At 38.0% G+C, this 20493-nt stretch carries 17 protein-coding genes; 13 read left to right on the top strand and 4 right to left on the bottom strand.

The annotated features are described in order from the left end of the window. Positions 1-4 precede the first annotated feature (4 nt). The gene (locus IGL28_RS09585) at positions 5-2350 is read right to left on the bottom strand and encodes a transglycosylase domain-containing protein (protein WP_081128039.1); all 2346 of its coding nucleotides are present in this window, start codon (positions 2348-2350) and stop codon (positions 5-7) included. A gap of 292 nt (positions 2351-2642) precedes the next feature. On the opposite strand from IGL28_RS09585, the gene IGL28_RS09580 reads away from it, so the two are divergent. Beyond that, positions 2643-3542, top strand: coding sequence for a deoxyribonuclease IV (locus IGL28_RS09580; protein ID WP_081128037.1), 900 nt, complete (start codon positions 2643-2645; stop codon positions 3540-3542). Between the two features lie 245 nt (positions 3543-3787). Here IGL28_RS09580 and IGL28_RS09575 read toward each other — a convergent pair whose 3' ends face one another. Then, positions 3788-5365: an Nramp family divalent metal transporter gene (locus IGL28_RS09575; RefSeq protein WP_081128035.1), complete on the bottom strand. Its 1578-nt coding sequence runs from the start codon at positions 5363-5365 to the stop codon at positions 3788-3790. 238 nt (positions 5366-5603) lie between these two features. On the opposite strand from IGL28_RS09575, the gene IGL28_RS09570 reads away from it, so the two are divergent. From IGL28_RS09570 to IGL28_RS09560, 3 genes are all read left to right on the top strand, one after another. After that, positions 5604-5828 (top strand): YneF family protein, encoded by a 225-nt coding sequence (locus tag IGL28_RS09570; RefSeq protein ID WP_010718542.1) that lies wholly within the window; start codon positions 5604-5606, stop codon positions 5826-5828. A 174-nt stretch (positions 5829-6002) separates the two neighbouring features. Further along, a complete protein-coding gene (locus IGL28_RS09565) occupies positions 6003-7763 on the top strand; it encodes an ABC transporter ATP-binding protein (protein ID WP_034700948.1) in 1761 nt (586 codons plus the stop codon). Further along, positions 7753-9531: an ABC transporter ATP-binding protein gene (locus tag IGL28_RS09560; RefSeq protein WP_010718540.1), complete on the top strand. Its 1779-nt coding sequence runs from the start codon at positions 7753-7755 to the stop codon at positions 9529-9531. Before IGL28_RS09565 ends, IGL28_RS09560 begins: the two co-directional genes overlap by 11 nt. A 580-nt stretch (positions 9532-10111) precedes the next feature. Here the strand turns inward: IGL28_RS09560 and IGL28_RS09555 are convergent. After that, on the bottom strand, positions 10112-11002 hold the full coding sequence (locus IGL28_RS09555) for a MurR/RpiR family transcriptional regulator (protein WP_010718539.1): 891 nt from the start codon (positions 11000-11002) through the stop codon (positions 10112-10114). Between the two features lie 220 nt (positions 11003-11222). On the opposite strand from IGL28_RS09555, the gene IGL28_RS09550 reads away from it, so the two are divergent. The 6 genes from IGL28_RS09550 (at position 11223) to IGL28_RS09525 (ending at position 17796) form a co-directional block, all read left to right on the top strand. Further along, the gene (locus tag IGL28_RS09550) at positions 11223-12617 is read left to right on the top strand and encodes a 6-phospho-beta-glucosidase (protein WP_063627386.1); all 1395 of its coding nucleotides are present in this window, start codon (positions 11223-11225) and stop codon (positions 12615-12617) included. A 13-nt stretch (positions 12618-12630) separates the two neighbouring features. Continuing rightward, positions 12631-14064, top strand: coding sequence for a 6-phospho-beta-glucosidase (locus tag IGL28_RS09545; protein ID WP_081128034.1), 1434 nt, complete (start codon positions 12631-12633; stop codon positions 14062-14064). A 146-nt stretch (positions 14065-14210) separates the two neighbouring features. Then, positions 14211-15140 carry a thioredoxin-disulfide reductase gene (gene trxB / locus IGL28_RS09540; protein WP_081128033.1) on the top strand — a complete coding sequence of 310 codons (930 nt, stop codon included), beginning with the start codon at positions 14211-14213 and terminating at the stop codon, positions 15138-15140. A gap of 253 nt (positions 15141-15393) precedes the next feature. After that, positions 15394-15639, top strand: a complete 246-nt coding sequence (locus tag IGL28_RS09535) for a hypothetical protein (protein WP_081128031.1) — start codon at positions 15394-15396, stop codon at positions 15637-15639. 67 nt (positions 15640-15706) lie between these two features. Next, positions 15707-17434, top strand: coding sequence for a phospho-sugar mutase (locus tag IGL28_RS09530; RefSeq protein WP_010737954.1), 1728 nt, complete (start codon positions 15707-15709; stop codon positions 17432-17434). 14 nt (positions 17435-17448) lie between these two features. After that, entirely contained in the window at positions 17449-17796 is a 348-nt protein-coding gene (locus IGL28_RS09525; protein ID WP_025480128.1) for an ArsR/SmtB family transcription factor, read from the top strand. A 149-nt stretch (positions 17797-17945) separates the two neighbouring features. Here the strand turns inward: IGL28_RS09525 and IGL28_RS09520 are convergent, their stop codons facing one another. Continuing rightward, positions 17946-18803, bottom strand: a complete 858-nt coding sequence (locus IGL28_RS09520; RefSeq protein WP_010718532.1) for a pyruvate, water dikinase regulatory protein — start codon at positions 18801-18803, stop codon at positions 17946-17948. Between the two features lie 92 nt (positions 18804-18895). Here IGL28_RS09520 and IGL28_RS09515 point away from each other — a divergent pair, with 92 nt between their 5' ends. From IGL28_RS09515 to IGL28_RS09505, 3 genes are all read left to right on the top strand, one after another. Next, on the top strand, positions 18896-19324 hold the full coding sequence (locus IGL28_RS09515) for a Fur family transcriptional regulator (RefSeq protein WP_010718531.1): 429 nt from the start codon (positions 18896-18898) through the stop codon (positions 19322-19324). Between the two features lie 165 nt (positions 19325-19489). Beyond that, positions 19490-19687, top strand: a complete 198-nt coding sequence (gene rpsU / locus IGL28_RS09510) for a 30S ribosomal protein S21 (protein WP_010718530.1) — start codon at positions 19490-19492, stop codon at positions 19685-19687. A 26-nt stretch (positions 19688-19713) separates the two neighbouring features. Continuing rightward, entirely contained in the window at positions 19714-20160 is a 447-nt protein-coding gene (locus tag IGL28_RS09505) for a GatB/YqeY domain-containing protein (protein WP_010718529.1), read from the top strand. Positions 20161-20493 lie beyond the last annotated feature (333 nt).

Here is a 20493-nt window from a genome sequence, read left to right as displayed (position 1 = left end):
TGAGTTATTCTTTTTCTTTATCATTTTCTTTTTTTGCTGGATGCGCTCGAGCAAAGGATGAAGCAGTTCCCCAATAGTTTTTATAGTTTTCATCCGTTCCACCGACACCAAACTTGAATGTTGATTTTTTTGGACCATTTTTTGCCCAAAGCGATTCAACTGTCTGACTTGGCGTTTCGATGGTTTTCTTATCAACAGTAACTTTACCAGGAAGTTGTCCTGTAAAGGATGCTACTTTTTTCTTGGAGACATCAGAAGATAATTCAAATTTATCCTTTGTCCCGAACACCGCTGGATTTGCTTGGTATACTTGATTAATGAGATTGGCTAAATAGCTAGAAGAACGTAATCGGGCTCTTGAGTCCATTCCAGTGTTGTCATCGTGACCTGCCCAACTACTGATCGTAATAGATGGCGTTGAAACAATCAGCCAAGAATCACGGTAGTCATTTGTTGAACCTGTTTTGCCGATCCAATCCGCTTGTCCCAGTTCATGATTTAAAGCAGTAATATCATCTTTAAAAGGTGTCGTGATTTTCGCAGTGATTACACTACGCATCATATCATTCATAATTGATGCTGTAGCTTCAGAATACACTCTTACAGGTTTTTCCTCATGTTTGTAGATGACGTTTCCTGAGTTATCAGTAATTGAATCAATCAAATAACCTTCTTGATAGACCCCGCCATTAGCCAAAGCTTGGAAGCCATTGGTTTGTTCCAAAGTCGTTACATCAACGGTTCCCAACGGCGCAGACTCAACACCCCAATTATCATTGGTTGGATAATTCATTTTTGCCAAGTAATTTTCATAAGCATATTGTTTAGAACCACCATTTTCTAAAACATCCTGATATAAATGATAGGCAGGGATATTGTTAGACCATTCCAAAGATTCTCGAATCGTTTGGAAGGTATTAGAACCTTCATTCGTTGCATTGACGATTTTTTCTCCTGCGTTACTTCCTTCTTGCCAGGTAGTTGCGTAATCAGAAACACGTGATTCTGATCCTACGAGCCCCATATCGATGGCTGGACCATACACGAGTACTGGTTTAATCGAAGACCCAGCTTGTCTTTGGGTGTCAAAAGCATGATTATTTTGGTTTTGTAGATAATTTCTACCACCAACAAAACCATAGATACGACCAGTTTTATTATCCATCAAGACATTTCCTGTCTCAACTTGTGTGGCTTTGCCATCGTCTAATAGATGACCATAACTTTTTGCTGCTTCTTGCATTGCCGCATAAACATTTTTATCGATCGTTGAATGGATCGTATAACCTTTGTTTTGGATCGTTTGTTGTGCTTTTTGATAGTAGGCATCATAGACTGAACTATCAGATAAATCTGCATCATCTTTTTCAGCTAATTGTTTAGTGATGATCTCTGTGGCTTCACCCATAACGGTATAATATAGAAACTCACGATCACTTTGTTCAGCAATCTGTTGTGGTAAGAAATCTTTCGTGAGATCATAAGCTTTCGCTTCTTCATATTGTTGTTTTGTGATTTTATTTTCACGATACATGCTGAATAGAACCACATCTTTTCGATTCAATCCTGCTGAAAGGTCTTCTTTTAAACTCCCAGTATTTGTGTAAGGACTATAAGTGATCGGACTTTGTGGCAAGCCTGCGATAAAGGCAGCTTGTGGTAAGTTGACATCTTTGGCATTAACACCAAAGATTCCTTTCGCTGCTTCTTGTACACCAGCGATATTTTGTCCTTTATTGTTTCGACCAAAGGGAGAAACATTTAGATACATAGAAATAATTTCATTCTTGGAAAAGTGTTTCTCGACTTGTGCTGCTAATAAAATTTCATTTGCTTTTCGCTTGAATGTTGTTTCATCAGTTAAGATTTGTTGTTTGACTAACTGTTGAGTCAACGTGGAACCACCGGAAGAACCGATACCAGTTGCTTCAGAAAATAAAGCACGCAAAACAGCTTTTGGTACATAGCCGTTATGTCGCTCAAAATACTCATCTTCAGTACTAATGATTGCAGTTTTCAATAAAGGCGAAATTTGATCTGAAGGAACGGCTGTCCGCATTAAATCAGTTTGGATCTTTGATATTTCAGAATTGTCAGCATAAACAAGTTTAGATGTTTCTGTAATGTTGCCAAGCTCTGATTGCAGGGTTGCTTTGGATGGTATTTCGGTATCTTCAACAAGATAGGCAAAATAACCAGCTCCGATACCAACACCAAGGGCTGCCAGTAGCAGAAGAAGGACGACGATAAAAGTAGTCAGTGATTGGAAGACACCAAAAGCGATGTTTAATCCCAACCATTTTTGCTTTTTCCTTCGATGTTGCTTTTTCCGAGTATCTTTACGTGGCAAAAGGGTTCACCTCAACTAATAGTTTTATTTCGCTAATTATAGCAAATAATGGAACAAAAAAACAGATATGGTGATTTTTATAAGGATTATTTCAACTTTCTTTTTCTGAATGATAGAGTGAACGAGAAACTTAAAGCACTAGACCGGTTTTCGAGTCGTAAACTTTCCTTTCACTATATGTTCAGTTAAAATAGAAAAAGATTAGCTTATTTAGAGTGATTATCAATGAATGGAATATGGCTTGATAAGGATTTCGATCATTGACTCACTTTTTATGGAGAGGAAGAATTTTATGTTATTAGGGTCACACGTAAGCATGAGTGGGAAAAAAATGCTATTAGGGGCAGCAGAAGAAGCTGCAAGTTACGGTGCTTCAACCTTTATGATTTATACTGGAGCACCGCAAAATACTAGACGTAAAGCAATTGAAGACATGAATATCGAAGCGGGGAAAGCGTATATGAAGGAACATGGATTATCTGATATAGTGGTTCATGCACCTTATATTATTAATTTGGGAAATACGATTAAACCGGAGATGTTTCCTTTTGCGGTTCAATTTTTAAGAGAAGAGATCGTCCGAGCGGAGGCTTTAGGAGCAACCCAGATCACTTTACATCCAGGTGCCCATGTCGGTGCAGGTGCCGCAGCAGGTATTGCCAAAATCATTGAAGGGTTGAATGAAGTTTTGACGAAAGAACAGACTGCACAAATTGCTTTAGAGACAATGGCTGGTAAAGGGACGGAAGTCGGTCGGACATTTGAAGAATTAGCGCAGATCATTGATGGCGTGACTTTGAATGAAAAATTGTCTGTGACATTTGATACTTGTCATACGAACGATGCAGGCTATGACGTGTGTCATGATTTTTCAGGTGTCATGACAGAATTTGATAAAGTAATCGGCTTGGATCGATTGAAAGTGTTACACATCAATGACTCGAAGAATCCTCAAGGGTCACATAAGGATCGTCATGCTAATATTGGTTTCGGGACGATCGGTTTTGATGCACTGAAAGAAATCGTACATGAACCGATGTTTTCAGATATTGCCAAAATCTTAGAAACCCCTTATGTAGGGAAAGAGAAAAAAACGGCCTATGCACCATATGGAAAAGAAATTGCTATGTTAAAAGAAAAACACTTTGATCCAGAAGCTTTCCCAGAATTATTAGCAGCAGTGAATGAATAAACAAATGAAACCTTAAAGTTTTGATTGTAGGATCTGTGCAAAACCTACATGATATTAGTAGTAAAAAACGTGATTCATTTGCTTCACGAAGACATTTCAACAAATGGACATAAAAGTTGTTGAATGTAGTTATACGAATTAAAATAAGCCGAAGAATTTCCCTGAGTAACCATTTCGGGATTCTTTGGCTTATTTTTTAAAGTTGGACACTTAAGGAACAACTTTTTTATCATCTAATCTTTTTATTAGTTATTTTCTTGGACGGTTAGTTGTTGCAAACGTTCTGCGTATCTTTTGTTCCCTTTATACAAGTCGACGATCGTCCAACACAATAAGGCTAAGACAGCAAAGATAATCAAGTAGGCCACATTGTCTGCCCACATCAATTCATTGGTAGTTGCTTGATCACCTAAGAAACTTTCGATTTGTCCAGGCAACCCTCGTAAATTCAAGAATGTCAGACTGATTACGGAGATCCAGCCTAAAGATTTAACGAATAGATTATTTTTAAATTGTTTCCCCATCTCTACTTCACTATTTGTCATCATCAATAATGGAATCATTGAAAAAGGAAGCGCAAATGCAAGGAATACTTGAGATTCGTTCATCAAATGATTCAAAGCAGTATGTTCTTCGATCGTTCCTTTCGTGCTGGTAAAGAGGACACAGAGTAAAACAGGGATGACAGACAAGAGACGTGTGACCAAACGACGTAACCAAATCGGCATACGCATGTGGATAAAGCCTTCCATGATCACTTGTCCTGTCAGTGTTCCAGTAATCGTAGAATTTTGTCCAGAAGCTAAAAGGGCAACAGCAAATAATGTAGATAAAATGCCAGATTTTGCTACAGTGGTCAATACATCATTGCTCATAACAGAAGGATTAGACAATGCTTCGTAAAGCCCAAAAAATGATGGGTCTTGCACAGAACCATTTTTAAATACTGCAACGCCCATGATCAAAAGTAAAGCATTGACTAAAAAAGCCATAGTTAATTGAATATTAGAATCCCAAGTTGTAAAACGAACAGCTCGAGCGATATCGGTTGGGTCTTTCCGATCGATTTCTCTCGTTTGTGAGACTGCAGAATGGAGATACAAATTATGAGGCATGACAGTTGCGCCAATGATTCCTAATGCACCTGTCAATGGTGTCTCACCACCAATCATCGGTGAATCAGCAAACGTTTTGCTATTAGGAACAAAGCCAGCAAATAAATGTTTCCAGTCGGGATTTGACAAAGCCACTTGGTAGACAAAAACGAATAAAATGACAAAGATCAAACAAACGACGATCGCTTCAATTTTACGAAAGCCAATCTTAGTTAACATCAATAAAACAAAAACATCAAAAACAGTAATAAATACGGCAATTACTAATGGAATATCAAAAAGTAAATAAAGGGCAATGGCGGCCCCAATTACTTCTGCAATATCGGTTGCCATGATTGCCAATTCAGTTAACACCCACAAAATCACACCAAGTGTTTTACTTGTACGGGCTCGGATGGCTTGGGCTAAATCCATTTGACTAACGATGCCTAGTTTTGCTGCCATATATTGCAAAAGCATAGCGACTAAGCTGGATAAAAGAATGACTGACATCAGTAAATATTGAAAGTTTTGACCTCCTGTAATAGAAGTCGACCAGTTTCCTGGGTCCATATAACCTACCGCAACGAGTGCGCCAGGACCTGAATAAGCTAATAATGTTTTAAAAAAACTTTTCCCTTTAGGAACTTTGACTGTTCCGTTCACTTCAGCTAAAGATAAGCCGTTGGTGTGTTCAATCAATTTTTGTTTATGGAATTGATTACTCAAAAAAATCACCTCTCATTTTCTTCACGACACCATTCTACACCTGCATCAAAAAAATTGAAAGCAATTTATTCGGTTTGCCTAAAAAAAATATATGGTTAAGCTTCTATTTGGCGAAGTTATAGGAAAGCAGTAAAATAAACTTTTTAGCCAAAACTAAAGAAAACGCCTTTCTTTTTTGGGAAAACTTTAGTAAAATAAGTCATTGAGAGCAATTCGGAAATAGAAAGGAGAGATTTATATGGTAAAAACAGGAATAGTCGTACTTATCGCAGTTATTGCTTTATTAATCGGCGCAATCGGTGGATTCTTTTTTGCGCGTAAATATATGAAAGATTATTTAGAAAAAAATCCTCCCGTTAATGAGGACATGTTACGATCAATGATGATGTCAATGGGGCAAAAACCATCTGAAAAGAAAATTCGTCAGATGATGCAACAAATGAAAAACCAAGGGAAAAAATAGGGTTTTCATTGGACAAATCATAGCGGGCTGATTGATTTCAGCTCGCTTTTTTTGTTAGATGGATTTATGGAAGCGATTAAAAACAAGGTTGTGTAGTTAGTGAGAAAAATGAGTGACACTGACTAAATTTTTAAGAGAAAAAGAGGTTGATGGGAGTTAAAAAGGAGGAAAAATATGTCTATTTTTAGGAAGTTGGGTTGGTTTTTTAAACAAGAAAAGAAGCACTATGTGATCGGCGTTTTTTCTTTATTATGTGTTGCCTTGGTTCAGTTAGTTCCGCCTAAAGTAATCGGGATCATCATCGATGAGATTGCAGATAAGAATCTCTCCATGCGATTTATCGTCTTTTGGATCGCTGTATTAATCGGATCTGCTATTTTACAGTATCTCTTTCGTTTCATTTGGCGGGTGAATATTTGGGGAAGTGCAGCGAGGTTAGAGAAGGAATTACGTCAGCGTTTGTTTATCCATTTCACCCGTATGGATAGTATGTTTTATCAAAAATATCGTACAGGTGATTTAATGGCACATGCGACCAATGATTTAAATGCGATTCAAAATGTGGCAGGAGCAGGCATCTTGACATTTGCTGATTCGGTCATTACCGGTGGAACCACAATCATTGCCATGATCCTTTTCATTGACTGGCGCTTGACTTTGCTTGCTCTGATCCCTTTGCCGCTATTAGCTGTTACTTCAAGGATATTAGGATCAAAACTACATGATGCTTTTCGAGAATCACAAGAAGCTTTTTCCAGTATCAACGACAAAACGCAAGAAAGTATTACTGGGATTAAAGTAATCAAAACTTTTGGGCAAGAGCAGGAAGATCTGGCAGATTTTCAAGAAAAAATCGAACAGGCAATCACCAAGAATAAACGTGTCAACTTTTTAGATGCTTTGTTTGATCCGTTTATCACGCTGATCATTGGGTTATCTTATGTTTTAACGATCATCTTGGGTGGTAAATATGTGCTAGATGGCACGATCACGATTGGACAAATGGTTTCCTTCATCAGTTACATTGGAATGTTGGTTTGGCCGATGTTTGCTATTGGTCGGTTGTTCAATGTTCTGGAAAGAGGAAATGCTTCTTATGACCGAGTGAATGAACTCTTACATGAGAAGACCCATATCGTCGAACAACTTGGTGCAGTGAAGACACCCGCAAAAGGAGAATTAAATGTAGAGATCGCGCAATTCCATTATCCCAAAGAAGAATTACCCGCCTTGGAACAAATCAAGTTTGCAATTAAAGAAGGGGATACATTAGGAATTGTTGGTAAAACTGGTGCTGGAAAAACCACGATCATGAAGTTGCTGATGCGTGAATATGATGACTATCAAGGACAAATCAAATTTGGTGGTCGTTCGATCAAAGAATATTCCTTAGATGCTCTTTTACATTCTATTGGCTATGTACCACAAGATCATTTTTTGTTTTCAATGACGATTCGTGAGAATATCCGTTTTTCTGATCCTAAGTTATCTAACGAAGAAGTGGAAGCTGCTGCTTCGTTAGCATCAATCAACCAAGAGATCAAAGAATTACCGAAGGGGTATGAAACATTAGTTGGTGAGCGGGGGGTTTCCTTATCTGGTGGACAAAAACAGCGGATCTCGATTGCCAGAGCATTGATCCAAAATCCAGAGTTATTGATCCTTGACGATGCGTTGTCGGCAGTGGATGCTAAAACAGAAGAAAGAATTTTGCGAAATTTAAAAGAAATTCGTCAAAGTAAAACCACGATCATTGCCGCTCATCGACTAAGCAGTGTGATGCATGCTGATGAAATCATCGTCATTGACAAAGGACAGATCGTTGAACGTGGCCGTCACGCCGAGCTATTGGCTTTAGGTGGTTGGTACAAACAAATGTGGGAAAAACAACAGTTAGAAGCCAAAATTGAAAGGGGAGAAAATGATGGAAGATAACTATCAATCCGAATGGTCAAAATCCATTCCATTGCGAGAGCAAAAGCAAATCATTAAACGCTTGTTGCATTTTGCTAAACCCTTTAAAGCGACTTTCATCATTGCCATCCTGTTTGCTTTGGGATTGTCAGTAATCAATGTCCTATTACCTCGAATCATTCAAACCTTTATGGATGAATATTTAGCCAAACAATCTGCTACGACACAAGTGATTTTATTTTTTGCAGGCTTGTATTTATTTGGAGTCATCGTCAAAAGTATCATCTGGTTTTTCCAATGGTATTTGTATTCCAATGCTTCGCTTAAAACCTATCAATATATCCGTATAAAATTATTTGAAAAATTGCATACATTGGGAATGAGATATTTTGACCAGACACCAGCCGGCTCGACTGTCTCAAGAGTCACGAATGACACCGAAACGCTTTTTGAATTTTGGTATGTTTTTCTGATGGTATTGACAGGCATTTTCGCAGTAGTTTCCTCCTTTATTGCAATGTTTCAAATCAACGGACGCATTGCTTTATGGCTGTTGCTTTTTTTACCTGTTCTAGGAGTCGTGATCTGGTATTATCAAAAATTTAGTTCTCGGATTTATCGTAATATGCGAGAAAAGTTAAGTCAGTTGAATACTAAATTAAATGAATCCATTTCAGGGATGCGGATCATTCAGCAATTCCGGCAGGAAAAACGGTTAGCAAACGAATTTGAAGCGGTCAATACGGATTATCTCAATACACGATACGCTATGATCAAAACCAATTCGCTGTTATTGAGCCCGATTATCAGCTTTTTATATGCATTAGCCATTGCTTGGGCACTGACACTTTTTGGCTTAGATGCCTTAAAATCACCAGTGGAAGTTGGGCTGATCTATGCTTTCACCACATATGTCCAAGGGTTCTTCAATCCGATGTCTCAAATGATGGATTTCTTAAGTATATTCACTGACGGAATCGTCGCTGGTAGCAGAATCTTAAAAATCATGGACACAGAAGAATACGCACCACAGCAACATGAAGGAGCAAACAAAACCATCACTGAGGGGAAAATTGAATTTCGTAATGTCAGCTTTTCCTATGATGGAAAAAATAAAGTGTTGAACAACATTTCTTTTGTTGCCAATCCTGGTGAAACTGTCGCATTAGTCGGTCATACTGGCAGTGGGAAAAGTTCGATCATCAATGTATTGATGCGTTTTTATGAATTTTATGAAGGGCAGATTTTAATTGACGGGTGTGATATTCGAGAATATCCGATTGCTGAACTTCGTAAAAAAATGGGGTTAGTTCTCCAAGATGCTTTTCTATTCTATGGGGATATTGCAGGAAATATACGTATGATGGATCCAGCGATCACAGATGAACAGATACGTGCAGCGGCAGAATTTGTCCAAGCCGATCGCTTTATTAATGAATTACCAAATGGGTATCATTCAAAAGTGATTGAGCGAGGCGCAAGTTATTCTAGTGGACAACGACAATTGATCACATTCGCACGAACCATTGTTACTGATCCTAAAATCTTGGTTTTAGATGAAGCAACTGCCAATATTGATACCGAGACAGAAGGGTTGATCCAAGAAGGATTAGCAAAGATGCGTCAAGGAAGAACCACTATTGCGATTGCGCACCGCTTGTCAACGATCAAAGATGCAGAACTCATTCTTGTCTTGGATAAAGGAAAAATCGTTGAACAAGGAACCCACCAGGAGTTGCTAGTAAAAGAAGGACTGTATGCTGATATGTATAAACTCCAAAGTGAATAGTTGTTCCAAATAGAAGTAATCAGACAGAGAAAAAGAGGAAATCATCTTCTTTTTCTCTGTTTTTTTAATAAAGACAATTTTATTGAGTATCAGAAGTAGAGTACCTTGAACAATAGCGTTTGAAATAAACAAACAGATATAAAATAACTATTTAGTGATCATTTCTTAGCGGAGACATTTTATCGTCTGTCAGAACTTAATGAAAAACAAAAAGCAGTTTTGGTAGACTTAATGGCCGACAAGATTGATGATCCAAAAGTATCCGTAGAAGAGCTCAAAAAAGTAGTGGCTGCCAAAATGGAACAACTCTCATCAATTGAATCAAAACAAAGAAACAAAGAGAGTGAGGGGGGGAGCAAGTTTTAGTCAGGCAAGAGAACGTGGACTAATAGGCGCTACTGAGCCTAGTCCAACTGCTAACAACTACGAAAAACAACATGAAATTTAAGCAAATAAAACCTAAAAAATATCCATGTTGTCATGGTAAATTTTTTAGGTTTTTCTTTTTGGACACGACTAACTTAACAAGCTAGATGGTGAAAAGAGAAAATGCATAAGAAGCTGAAAAGTGTGAGATAATTTATTCCTTAATTGTAGGAGGCTCTTCCATAATAGAGGAGCTGATTGGGCGGTCGTCTACTTTTTGTCCGATTTTGATTAAATGGTTGAGGTTTTTTTGATATTCCTCTGCAAAGATACAGCTGTATAGTACGTCTAGTAAGTAACAAATTGAAGTATTGATCGTAAAATTACTGATTTTGGAATACAATCGTTCTCTGGTAGTGATACGAAGGATAGCTGAGCTGAAAGTAGAAAGAGTGGAATCACCAATACTCGTCAATGTTAAAATCGGCACATTGATTTCTTGCAAAATCTTGGCTGTTCGTAACATCATTTTATTTTCGCCGGTATAAGAAATTAAGATGGCACAAGTATCAGGCGTACAGTTGTAGGCTTCATAGTAGGATTCGCCTGAAGTCGTCACGATCGTTACGTCTCGTTTGATTCGCTTCATTTTCAACATAAAAGCCTGCGAGATCAAAGTATTCGAATTACTAGAAAAAAGGACGATTTTTTTTGCTTTCAATAAAAGCTGTTTTGCTCGTTGTAAGTCATCGTGGTGAAGCAATGAGAGTGTGTCTTCAATCGTCATTCGTTCCAGTGCAGCGACTTTGTTCGCAATAGACATGATTCCATCGTTTTCTAGAAAGGGGAGGTTGGCATCAACTTCTTGAAAATTTCCTTCCAAATACTCGTTTTCCGCCAAAAAAGCTTCCTTAAAGTGGACCCAACCGTTGAACCCAGCCTTTTTGGCAATCCGGATCAGCGTAGAAGGATGGACATAACATGCCTTCGCAATTTGTTGGATTGTTGCTTCTTTGAGTTGATGTTCATGGCTTTGAATAAAATGGATCACTTCTGTTTCTGCGGGAGAAAAAGCAATTTTTTTTAATTTTTCTTTTAATAGCATGACGATCCTCTTTTACATTTTTTTAATTTTTTGTGTAAAAATATTGTAAGCGCTATTTATTGATTCGTCAATCGTTCGTTGTTCTTATACAAGATTTTTACAAAATAATCTGCTATATAATGAATTTTTGTAAATGGAAATGCAAAAGAATAAAGTTAACTTGTTGTTTTCGTTTACAAAAAACATAATATAGTTGTAAAAACAAAAAAGGAGGAAGCTCATGGAACGAAAAGTGAAGATTGCAACAATTGGTGGCGGAAGTAGCTATACCCCTGAATTGATGGAAGGGTTTATTAAACGATATGAAGAATTACCGATTAAAGAAATCTGGTTAGTGGATGTAGCAGAGGGTCAAGAAAAATTAAGAATCGTCAGTGAAATGTCTCAACGAATGTGGGATGCTTCGCCTTATGATGTTAAGATCTATGCGACGTTGGATCGAGAAGAAGCACTGCGAGATGCTGATTTTGTAACAACTCAGTTTCGGGTAGGTCAATTAGATGCCAGAGTGAAAGATGAACGAATCCCTGCATATTATGGCATGCTTGGACAAGAAACCAATGGAGCTGGCGGTATGTTCAAAGCGTTTCGTACCATTCCGGTCATTCTTTCAATCGTAGAAGATATGAAAAGACTATGTCCCGATGCTTGGTTGATCAATTTTGCCAATCCTAGTGGAATGGTTACAGAAGCTGTCGTTCGCTACGGAAAATGGGAAAAGGTGATTGGGCTTTGTAATGTACCAGTTATGGCAATGATGACAGAGCCAGAAATGCTGGGAGAAACCAAAGAAAACTTGATTTATAAATTTGCTGGACTCAATCACTTTCATTGGCATAAAGTAGCAGATTCACATGGAAACGATCGAACGAATGAGCTAATCGACCGACTTTATGCTGAAAATAATGGCTTACCAAAAAATATATTCGATGTGCCGTTTTTCAAGGAACAATTACAACAAATGCAAATGATTCCTTGTGGCTACCATCGCTATTATTATCGTGAAGAAGAAATGTTGAACCATGCTTTAGAAGAATATCAAACAATTGGTACAAGAGCAGAACAAGTTAAAAAAACGGAAGCAGAATTATTTGAGTTGTATCAGGACCCAGAACTAGACCATAAACCAGAACAGTTACAACAACGTGGGGGTGCTTATTATTCAGATGCTGCCTGTGAAACGATCGCTTCGATCTATGCCAATAAAGAAACCCAAATCGTTGTTTCAACAAAAAATGACGGCGCTGTTCCTGATCTGCCCGCTGATTGTGTCGTGGAGGTCACAGCGTATGTCGGGGCACAGGGGGCACGTAACGTTGCTTTCGGTTCTTTGCCACCAGCTGAACGTGGCTGGCTTCAAGTCATGAAAAATATGGAACTATTGACGATCGAAGCGGCAGTGACGGGTGATTATGGCACAGCGCTTCAAGCATTTACGATCAATCCCTTAGTACGTTCGGGTGAAACAGCGAAACGGATCATGGATGAATTGTTTGTTGCTCACGAAGCGTATTTGCCACAATTTAAGGAAACGATCCACCGCTTAAAAGAAGAGGGGATCGAAGTACAAGATGAAATAGCAAACAACCTGACAAAAACTTATCAAAAACAATAATGGAGGAAGTAGGATGGCATTTAGAAAAGACTTTTTATGGGGTGGCGCAACGGCTGCCAATCAATGTGAAGGAGGCTACGCTGAAGGTGGACGTGGTTTAGCTAATGTTGATGTTGTTCCGATTGGTAAAGATCGTTTTTCAGTGATCACTGGGAAACAAAAAATGTTTGACTTTGATGAGGAACATTTTTATCCAGCAAAAACAGCTATTGATATGTACCATCGTTACAAAGAGGATATTGCACTTTTTGCGGAAATGGGATTTAAAACCTATCGCTTATCCATTGGGTGGAGTCGTATTTTTCCAAAAGGTGATGAAAAGGAACCAAATGAAGAAGGGTTGAAGTTCTATGAAGATGTCTTTAAAGAATGTCAAAAATATGGAATCGAACCGTTAGTGACGATTACTCATTTTGATTGTCCGATGCATTTGGTCAAAGAATATGGTGCTTGGCGTTCTCGAAAGTTGATAGAGTTTTATGAAAGACTTTGCCATGTCATTTTTAATCGTTACAAAGGACTAGTGAAATACTGGTTGACCTTCAACGAAATCAATATGATTTTACATGCTCCATTTATGGGCGCTGGATTGTATTTTGAAGAAGGGGACGATGTGGAACAAATCAAATACCAAGCAGCCCATCATGAACTAGTTGCTAGTGCAATCGCTACAAAGATCGCTCATGAAGTGGATCCAGAAAATAAAGTTGGCTGTATGTTAGCAGCCGGCGCAAATTATCCTTACACTTGTAAACCTGAAGATGTCTGGGCGTCAAGAAAGGCGGACCGGGAAAACTATTTCTTTATTGATGTCCAGTCAAGGGGAAGTTATCCAGCCTATGCTTTAAAAGAAATGGCACGTAATGGAATCAAAATCGAGATGGAACCAACTGACTTAGAAATATTAAAAGAACATACCGTTGATTTTATTTCATTCTCCTATTACTCTTCCCGGGTAGCTACTACTGATCCAAAAGTATTAGAGCAAACGGCCGGTAATATTTTTGAATCGGCTAAAAATCCTTATCTTTCAGCCAGTGAATGGGGCTGGCAAATTGATCCATTGGGGTTACGTATCACGATGAATGATCTTTATGATCGTTACCAAAAACCATTGTTCATCGTCGAAAATGGGTTAGGTGCCATTGATACACCAGATGAAAATGGCTATGTAGAAGACGACTATCGGATCGATTATTTAGCACAACATATCCAAGCAATGAAAGATGCGGTTGAGCTCGATGGTGTGGATCTCCTAGGCTACACGACTTGGGGCTGTATCGATCTTGTCTCTGCTGGGACTGGCGAAATGAAGAAACGCTATGGGTTCATCTACGTTGACCGTGACAACGAAGGAAATGGGACATTGGAACGCTCGAAGAAGAAATCGTTCAATTGGTATAAAAAAGTCATTGCAACAAATGGAGAAGATTTAAGTAACGAATAGCGAATCAAATAAAAGTCTATTGTTTTTAAACTGATTTTTCGAGTATAATAAATCTATTCGAGAAAAGAGTAAGCAGAACAATAGACTTTTTTTTCTATAGGCTGTAAAGTAAGCTTACTTGATTTTTATAATGGAGGAATGTACATATGTATGATGTTATCGTGATTGGTGCTGGACCTGCTGGAATGACTGCTGCGTTATATGCGTCACGTTCAAATCTTTCAGTTGCTATGATTGAACAAGGCGCACCGGGTGGACAAATGAATAACACCGCTGAAGTTGAAAATTATCCTGGATTTGATTCCATCATGGGACCTGATCTTGCTTATAAAATGTATGAAGGTGTCACTAAATTTGGAACAGAAAATGTCTATGGAATTGTGCAAGACATCAAAGACCATGGAAATTACAAAGAAGTGATTTGTGAAGATCAATCTTATGAAGCCAAAACAGTGATTATCGCAACGGGTTGTATCCATCGTAAGTTAGGTGTTCCTGGAGAAGAAGAATACGCTGGACGAGGTGTTTCCTATTGTGCCGTATGTGATGGTGCTTTTTTCCGAAACAAACGCTTAGTCGTGATCGGCGGGGGCGATTCTGCGGTAGAAGAAGCCATCTACCTAACACAATTTGCTTCTGAAGTCGTGATTGTTCATCGAAGAGACGAATTACGTGCGCAAAAAATCATCCAAGATCGTGCCTTTGCTAATGAAAAGATTTCATTTGTCTGGGACACTGTCACAGATGAAATCGTTGGTAATGACATGGTGGTCACTGGGGTTAAAGCGCATAATGTGAAAACGAATGAAACCATTGATTTAGCAGCAGATGGCGTGTTTATTTACGTAGGATTAGATCCGTTGACTGAACCATTTAAAAAAGCTGGTTTAACTAATGCAGCTGGTTGGATTCCAACAGATCAAGACATGCGTACGACTATGCCTGGTGTGTTCGCTATTGGGGATGTTCGTGAAAAAGATTTACGACAAATCACGACAGCAGTCGGTGATGGAGGCATTGCTGGTCAACAAGTTTATAAATATTTAGAAGCATTAGAAGAAACAACACAAGCGTAAAGTGATCAAAAGAGATGAAGAGCTTCTTGAATACTATTCATTTTTATACTACTAAAGAGAGAGTGGGACAATAGTTCTTTCTCAAAAAGAAATAAGTTCGATTTTGATGTTTATTGTCAAAATCGAACTTATTTTTTCTGTTATGCGCACTTTCCTCTCCATAAGGCATATACGTAGAGGATGCAAAATTGGCTTGAATAGTGCAAAACTAAATCCAAATTTAAAGATCCATTTTTGTTTAGATGGGTTAAATATGAGTGAGGTTTTATCTAAAGACAATCGCAACGGCAAAAAGAAAACATCAACTGAACTTCGCTACGTTTATCGCAATTGGAAGGAATTGAGCGAGAAAGTTATTTTTATGAAAGGAGGACAGAGGGTAAAAGCACCTTGGGAACAGGAACCAGAAGTTTGGCAAGCATATCAGCCGAAGAGTTGGAATAATCTTGATCTTGGTGAAAGAAAAGAAGATCCTATATGCGCTTATTTTTTCTTCTGACTTTTCTATCTAAAAAGAGAATGCTATACTGAAAGAGGTAGATATTTTAGAAAGAGGTGTTCGCTTCATGTCTTGGGAACAAGTATACCAACAATGGGCCAATGAAGAAAATTTAGAAGAAAATTTAAAAAAACAATTAACTGATCTTAGTCAGGACCCTGAAAAGCTGGAAGATGCTTTTTATGCTCCTTTAGAATTTGGAACAGCAGGAATGCGGGGGATTTTAGGTCCTGGGATCAATCGAATGAATATTTATACGGTCAGACAAGCAACAGAAGGGCTGGCACGTTTTATGGATACACAAGGAGAAGAAACAAAACGTCGCGGCGTAGCGATTGCTTATGATTCACGCCATCAATCGCCTGAATTTGCGATGGAAGCAGCGAAGACTTTGGCACAACACGATATTCCTTCTTTTGTCTTTGAGAGTCTACGTCCAACACCTGAACTTTCTTTCGCTGTTCGTCATTTGAATACGTTTGCGGGAATCATGGTGACAGCTTCTCATAACCCAGCAGCTTACAATGGCTATAAAGTTTATGGAGAAGATGGCGGACAAATGCCACCCGCTGATGCGGATGCATTGACAAAATATGTACGTGAAGTAAGTAATCCTTTAAAAGTCGCTGTTTTAGCTGATGACGAAGTAGAAACTAGTGGATTGATTACGATTATTGGTGAAGAAGTCGATAAAGCATATTTGGAAGAAATCAAAGCAGTCACGATTGATCAAGAATTAGTCCAAACAATGGGGAAAGACTTGAAATTGGTGTTTACACCCCTGCATGGTACAGGAAAAATGCTAGGAGAAAGAGCGTTACAACAAGCTGGTTTCGAACAATTTATGCTTGTACCTGAACAAGCTGTAGCTGATCCTGACTTTACAACGGTTCAATCACCAAACCCTGAAGAACATTCAGCATTTGAGTATGCGATTCGTTTAGGTGAAAAAGAAGGCGCTGATCTATTGATTGCAACTGATCCTGATGCGGATCGCTTAGGAGCAGCAGTTCGCCAACCTGATGGCTCTTATAAAGTTTTGACCGGTAATCAAATCGGTGCGTTAATGATTCAATATATTTTAGAAGCACATCAATCACGAGGGACTTTACCTGAAAATGCAGCCGTACTTAAGTCAATCGTATCAAGTGAACTTCCTGCAGCCATCGCTGAAAGCTATGGCGCTACGATGATCAATGTCTTAACAGGCTTTAAATTTATTGCAGAAAAAATCCATCAATTTGAAAAAGATCATTCTCATACATTTATGTTTGGTTTTGAAGAAAGCTATGGTTACTTGGTCAAACCATTTGTACGTGATAAAGATGCAATCCAAGCACTCTTATTGTTAGCCGAAGTAGCTGCTTTTTATAAAAAACAAGGAAAGACACTTTATGACGGCTTACAAATGATTTTTGAAAAATATGGTTATTTTGCTGAAAAAACAATCTCAGTCACGATGAGTGGTCAAGAAGGTTCAGCCAAAATTGCTGCTTTGATGAAGAAATTCCGTGACCATGCCCCATCAGAATTTGCTGGAGCAAAAGTTCTTCAAACAGAAGATTTCAAAGAATTAACGAAAACAGATTCAGCTGGACGAGTGGAAAAATTAACGACACCTCCATCTGACGTATTAAAATATGTATTAGAAGAACATGGTTGGGTAGCAATCCGTCCTTCAGGAACAGAGCCAAAAATCAAATTCTATATCGGTGTAAAAGGTAATTCCGCACAAGAGGCACAAGAAAAGATCGATACCTATGAAGCAATCATCAAATCAATGACAGAAGAATAAAATAATTGAGACTGATGGAAAAAGTGGTAAACTTTAGAAGTCAGTCTTTTTTTATGGAGGTGAATCGGTTGACAGACACACCAAAAAGCGAAATAGAAAAAGTGAGTCAATTATTTAAAGTCTTAAGTGATCCTACCCGATTGAAAATATTGATGTATTTAAAAGATGGAGAACAAAATGTGACGGCCATCAGCCAAGCGGTGGAAATGGAACAATCCGCTGTTTCCCACCAACTACGTTTATTAAGGGAAAACCATGTGGTAAAATCGCATCGTGAAGGCAAAGCAATCTTATATAGTTTAGATGATTTTCACGTGTTGGATATCTTGGAACAAACCTTGAAACATGTGGAACATCAGTAAAATAAGAATGAGGCATTTCTAAGGGAATGTAAATAGATTATACTGAAAAAAAGCCAGCAGACACGTGTCAGCTGGCTTTTTTTCAACTAGTTATGCGTTTGGTTCTGGTTGTTTGTTATAGCTGCTTACTGGATACAATTATTTGTTCTTTATTTTTCTCCTGAAGTATCCGTGCCATAATAACTGTGGTCCTCTAAATCTAAGGCATTTAGGATCAACGAAGCCGTTTCTTCAATTGAGAGAGAAGCAACATTGATCACAACGCAACCTAATTTTTCATACAAATCATTAGCAAAATCTAATTCTGCTCGTATTTTTTCGATATCAGAATAAGCCGTATCAGGATTTAATCCATAGGAACGCATCCGTTCTTTTCGAATATTATTTAAAATATCGGGATTATTGGTTAAACCAACAATTTTTTTAGGATCGATCTCCCAAAGTTGTTTTGGGATATGGGCTTGAGGAATGAGTGGGAGATTCGCCACTTTTAAGTTTTTATTCGCTAAAAAAAGACTTAACGGTGTCTTTGACGTTCTGGAAACTCCTAGCAACACCACGTCTGCTTCTAAGAAACCTCTTGGATCTTTCCCATCATCGTATTTTACAGCAAATTCCATTGCCTTGATTCGTTTAAAATAATTTTCATTCAATAAATGTAGGGCTCCAGGTTGACGAGTGGGTTGAATTCCTGTTAATCGTTGGATTTCTTCGATCGGTGGGGTCATCACGTCAAAACTAAATAAGTTGTTTTCTTCGCAAAAACTTCGGGTATAATCAATCAGCTCTTGGTTGATCAAGGTATGAAGTACTAACGCTTTTTCTGCTAACGCATCTTGTAAGGCTTGTTCGAGGGTGTCTTGGTCAGTGACAAACGTTCGACGAAATAAATTAAATTCAACTGTAGGATATTGTGCCATGGTTGCCTGTGCGAGTTTTGTTGCTGTTTCACCAGCTGAATCAGAAATGACAAAAAAAGTAACGATCTCAGTAGAATCAAAAGCCATAAATAAAAAACCTCACTTGCATTTTTTTTATCTTTAGTATACCATACTGTGGAATATGTACTTCGTAATCATTTTGATTTGGAGGGAAAGACTTGAAAAACCAAACATTAATCGAACAATCGTTAGAAATTTTGAAAAATAACGGATTTAAATACACGAAAAAGCGAGAAGCATTATTGACTTATTTGGTCAAAAGAAATCGTTATGTGTCAGCAAAAGAAGTATTTGATTTTATGAATGAGGAATTTAAAGGAGTGAGTTATGATACGATTTATCGTAATCTCCATGATTTCTCTGAGTTAGACTTATTAGAAGAAACCGATTTGAATGGCGAAATGAAGTTTCGTTTTCATTGTTGCCAGGGAGAGATCGGTCACCATCATCATTTTATTTGTACCGTTTGTGGGATGACAAAAGAAATCCATATGTGTCCAATGGACTATTTTGAAAATCAATTATCAGGTTGTACGATCGAAGGGCATCGGTTTGAAATTTTCGGTCGATGTGAAAACTGTCAGTAGTTGTTTTATAATAAAATAACATATCATTATTTTAAAAAATCCAAAGATTCCCTTGACGGTCAAATCAGCATTAGATATAATGTTTTATAGAACAGTCTTGTTTTTTGGATTATAATTTCAATAACAATTACGGTTACTTTTTAAGCTCGGAGGGAGGGAATTAACATGTCAAAAACAGTCATTCGTAAAAACGAATCAATTGACGATGCTCTTCGTCGCTTCAAACGTTCCGTGTCAAAAGCGGGTACTTTACAAGAATCTCGTAAACGTGAATTCTACGAAAAACCAAGCGTAAAACGTAAGAAAAAATCTGAAGCAGCTAGAAAAGCAGCGAAAAAACGCAAAAAAACGCAAAAAAACTAGTTCCTTTATGAATTGGAGTTGGTAGTGTGTCACTACTAAGTAGATTGAACGATGACATGAAAACAGCGATGAAAGCAAAAGATAAAGAATCTTTACAAGTCATACGTATGATTAAGTCATCCATTCAAAACGAGCAAATCAAAGAAGGTCACGACTTGACTGAAGATGAAGAATTAACAGTGTTGTCTCGTGAAATGAAACAACGGCGTGATTCTTTACATGAGTTCGAAGAAGCTGGACGTGACGATTTAGCTGAAAAAGTGAAAAGTGAAATAGTAATTGTTGAAAAATACATGCCAGAACAACTTTCTGAGGATGATATTCGTCAACTTGTTCAAGAAGCGATTACACAAACTGGAGCTTCTTCTGTCAAAGAATTTGGCAAAGTCATGGGTGCGATCATGCCGAAAGTCAAAGGAAAAGCAGATGGGAACCAAGTGAATGCGATTGTGAAAGAGCTATTACAATCTTAAACTTATCATTTAAAGAGTTTGGGACAACCGCCCTCTCTTAAAAAAGAAAATAAGCCTGATTTTGATCCACAACGTCAAAATCAGACTTATTTTTTTTAGATTTTTTTTCATACATGTCCCAATTTCCTCAAGGTGAGCGCCAAGGCAACATCAATCGGTACGCCTTGTTCCCCATGCAATCATACATATCCTTCTTTTATCTCTCTTCCTCACTCGATAGATCTAGGCTTGGTTAGATTGGTTCTTTGCCTTATCTATTAAGTAAAAGCTGTTTATTGATAGGCAGGAATCTCTCAATCATGGAAGTTCAGCAAAGTAATTTTAGGTTAAAAT

The sequence above is a fragment of the Enterococcus sp. AZ077 genome (genome assembly GCF_051714965.1).
Lineage (GTDB): Bacteria > Bacillota > Bacilli > Lactobacillales > Enterococcaceae > Enterococcus_B > Enterococcus_B hirae.
Note: the sequence above shows the minus strand (reverse complement) of the source record. Positions and strands in the feature narration are given on the sequence as shown.

Bases quoted from the DNA above. Each gene is read 5' to 3' on its own strand.
- IGL28_RS09525 (WP_025480128.1), top strand. From the start codon at position 17,449: ATGGAAAAAGTGGTAAACTTTAGAAGTCAGTCTTTTTTTATGGAGGTG.
- IGL28_RS09560 (WP_010718540.1), top strand. From the start codon at position 7,753: ATGGAAGATAACTATCAATCCGAATGGTCAAAATCCATTCCATTGCGA.
- IGL28_RS09535 (WP_081128031.1), top strand. From the start codon at position 15,394: ATGAGTGAGGTTTTATCTAAAGACAATCGCAACGGCAAAAAGAAAACA.
- rpsU (WP_010718530.1), top strand. From the start codon at position 19,490: ATGTCAAAAACAGTCATTCGTAAAAACGAATCAATTGACGATGCTCTT.
- IGL28_RS09565 (WP_034700948.1), top strand. From the start codon at position 6,003: ATGTCTATTTTTAGGAAGTTGGGTTGGTTTTTTAAACAAGAAAAGAAG.
- IGL28_RS09545 (WP_081128034.1), top strand. From the start codon at position 12,631: ATGGCATTTAGAAAAGACTTTTTATGGGGTGGCGCAACGGCTGCCAAT.
- IGL28_RS09550 (WP_063627386.1), top strand. From the start codon at position 11,223: ATGGAACGAAAAGTGAAGATTGCAACAATTGGTGGCGGAAGTAGCTAT.
- IGL28_RS09530 (WP_010737954.1), top strand. From the start codon at position 15,707: ATGTCTTGGGAACAAGTATACCAACAATGGGCCAATGAAGAAAATTTA.
- IGL28_RS09555 (WP_010718539.1), bottom strand. From the start codon at position 11,002: ATGCTATTAAAAGAAAAATTAAAAAAAATTGCTTTTTCTCCCGCAGAA.
- IGL28_RS09580 (WP_081128037.1), top strand. From the start codon at position 2,643: ATGTTATTAGGGTCACACGTAAGCATGAGTGGGAAAAAAATGCTATTA.
- IGL28_RS09520 (WP_010718532.1), bottom strand. From the start codon at position 18,803: ATGGCTTTTGATTCTACTGAGATCGTTACTTTTTTTGTCATTTCTGAT.
- IGL28_RS09570 (WP_010718542.1), top strand. From the start codon at position 5,604: ATGGTAAAAACAGGAATAGTCGTACTTATCGCAGTTATTGCTTTATTA.
- trxB (WP_081128033.1), top strand. From the start codon at position 14,211: ATGTATGATGTTATCGTGATTGGTGCTGGACCTGCTGGAATGACTGCT.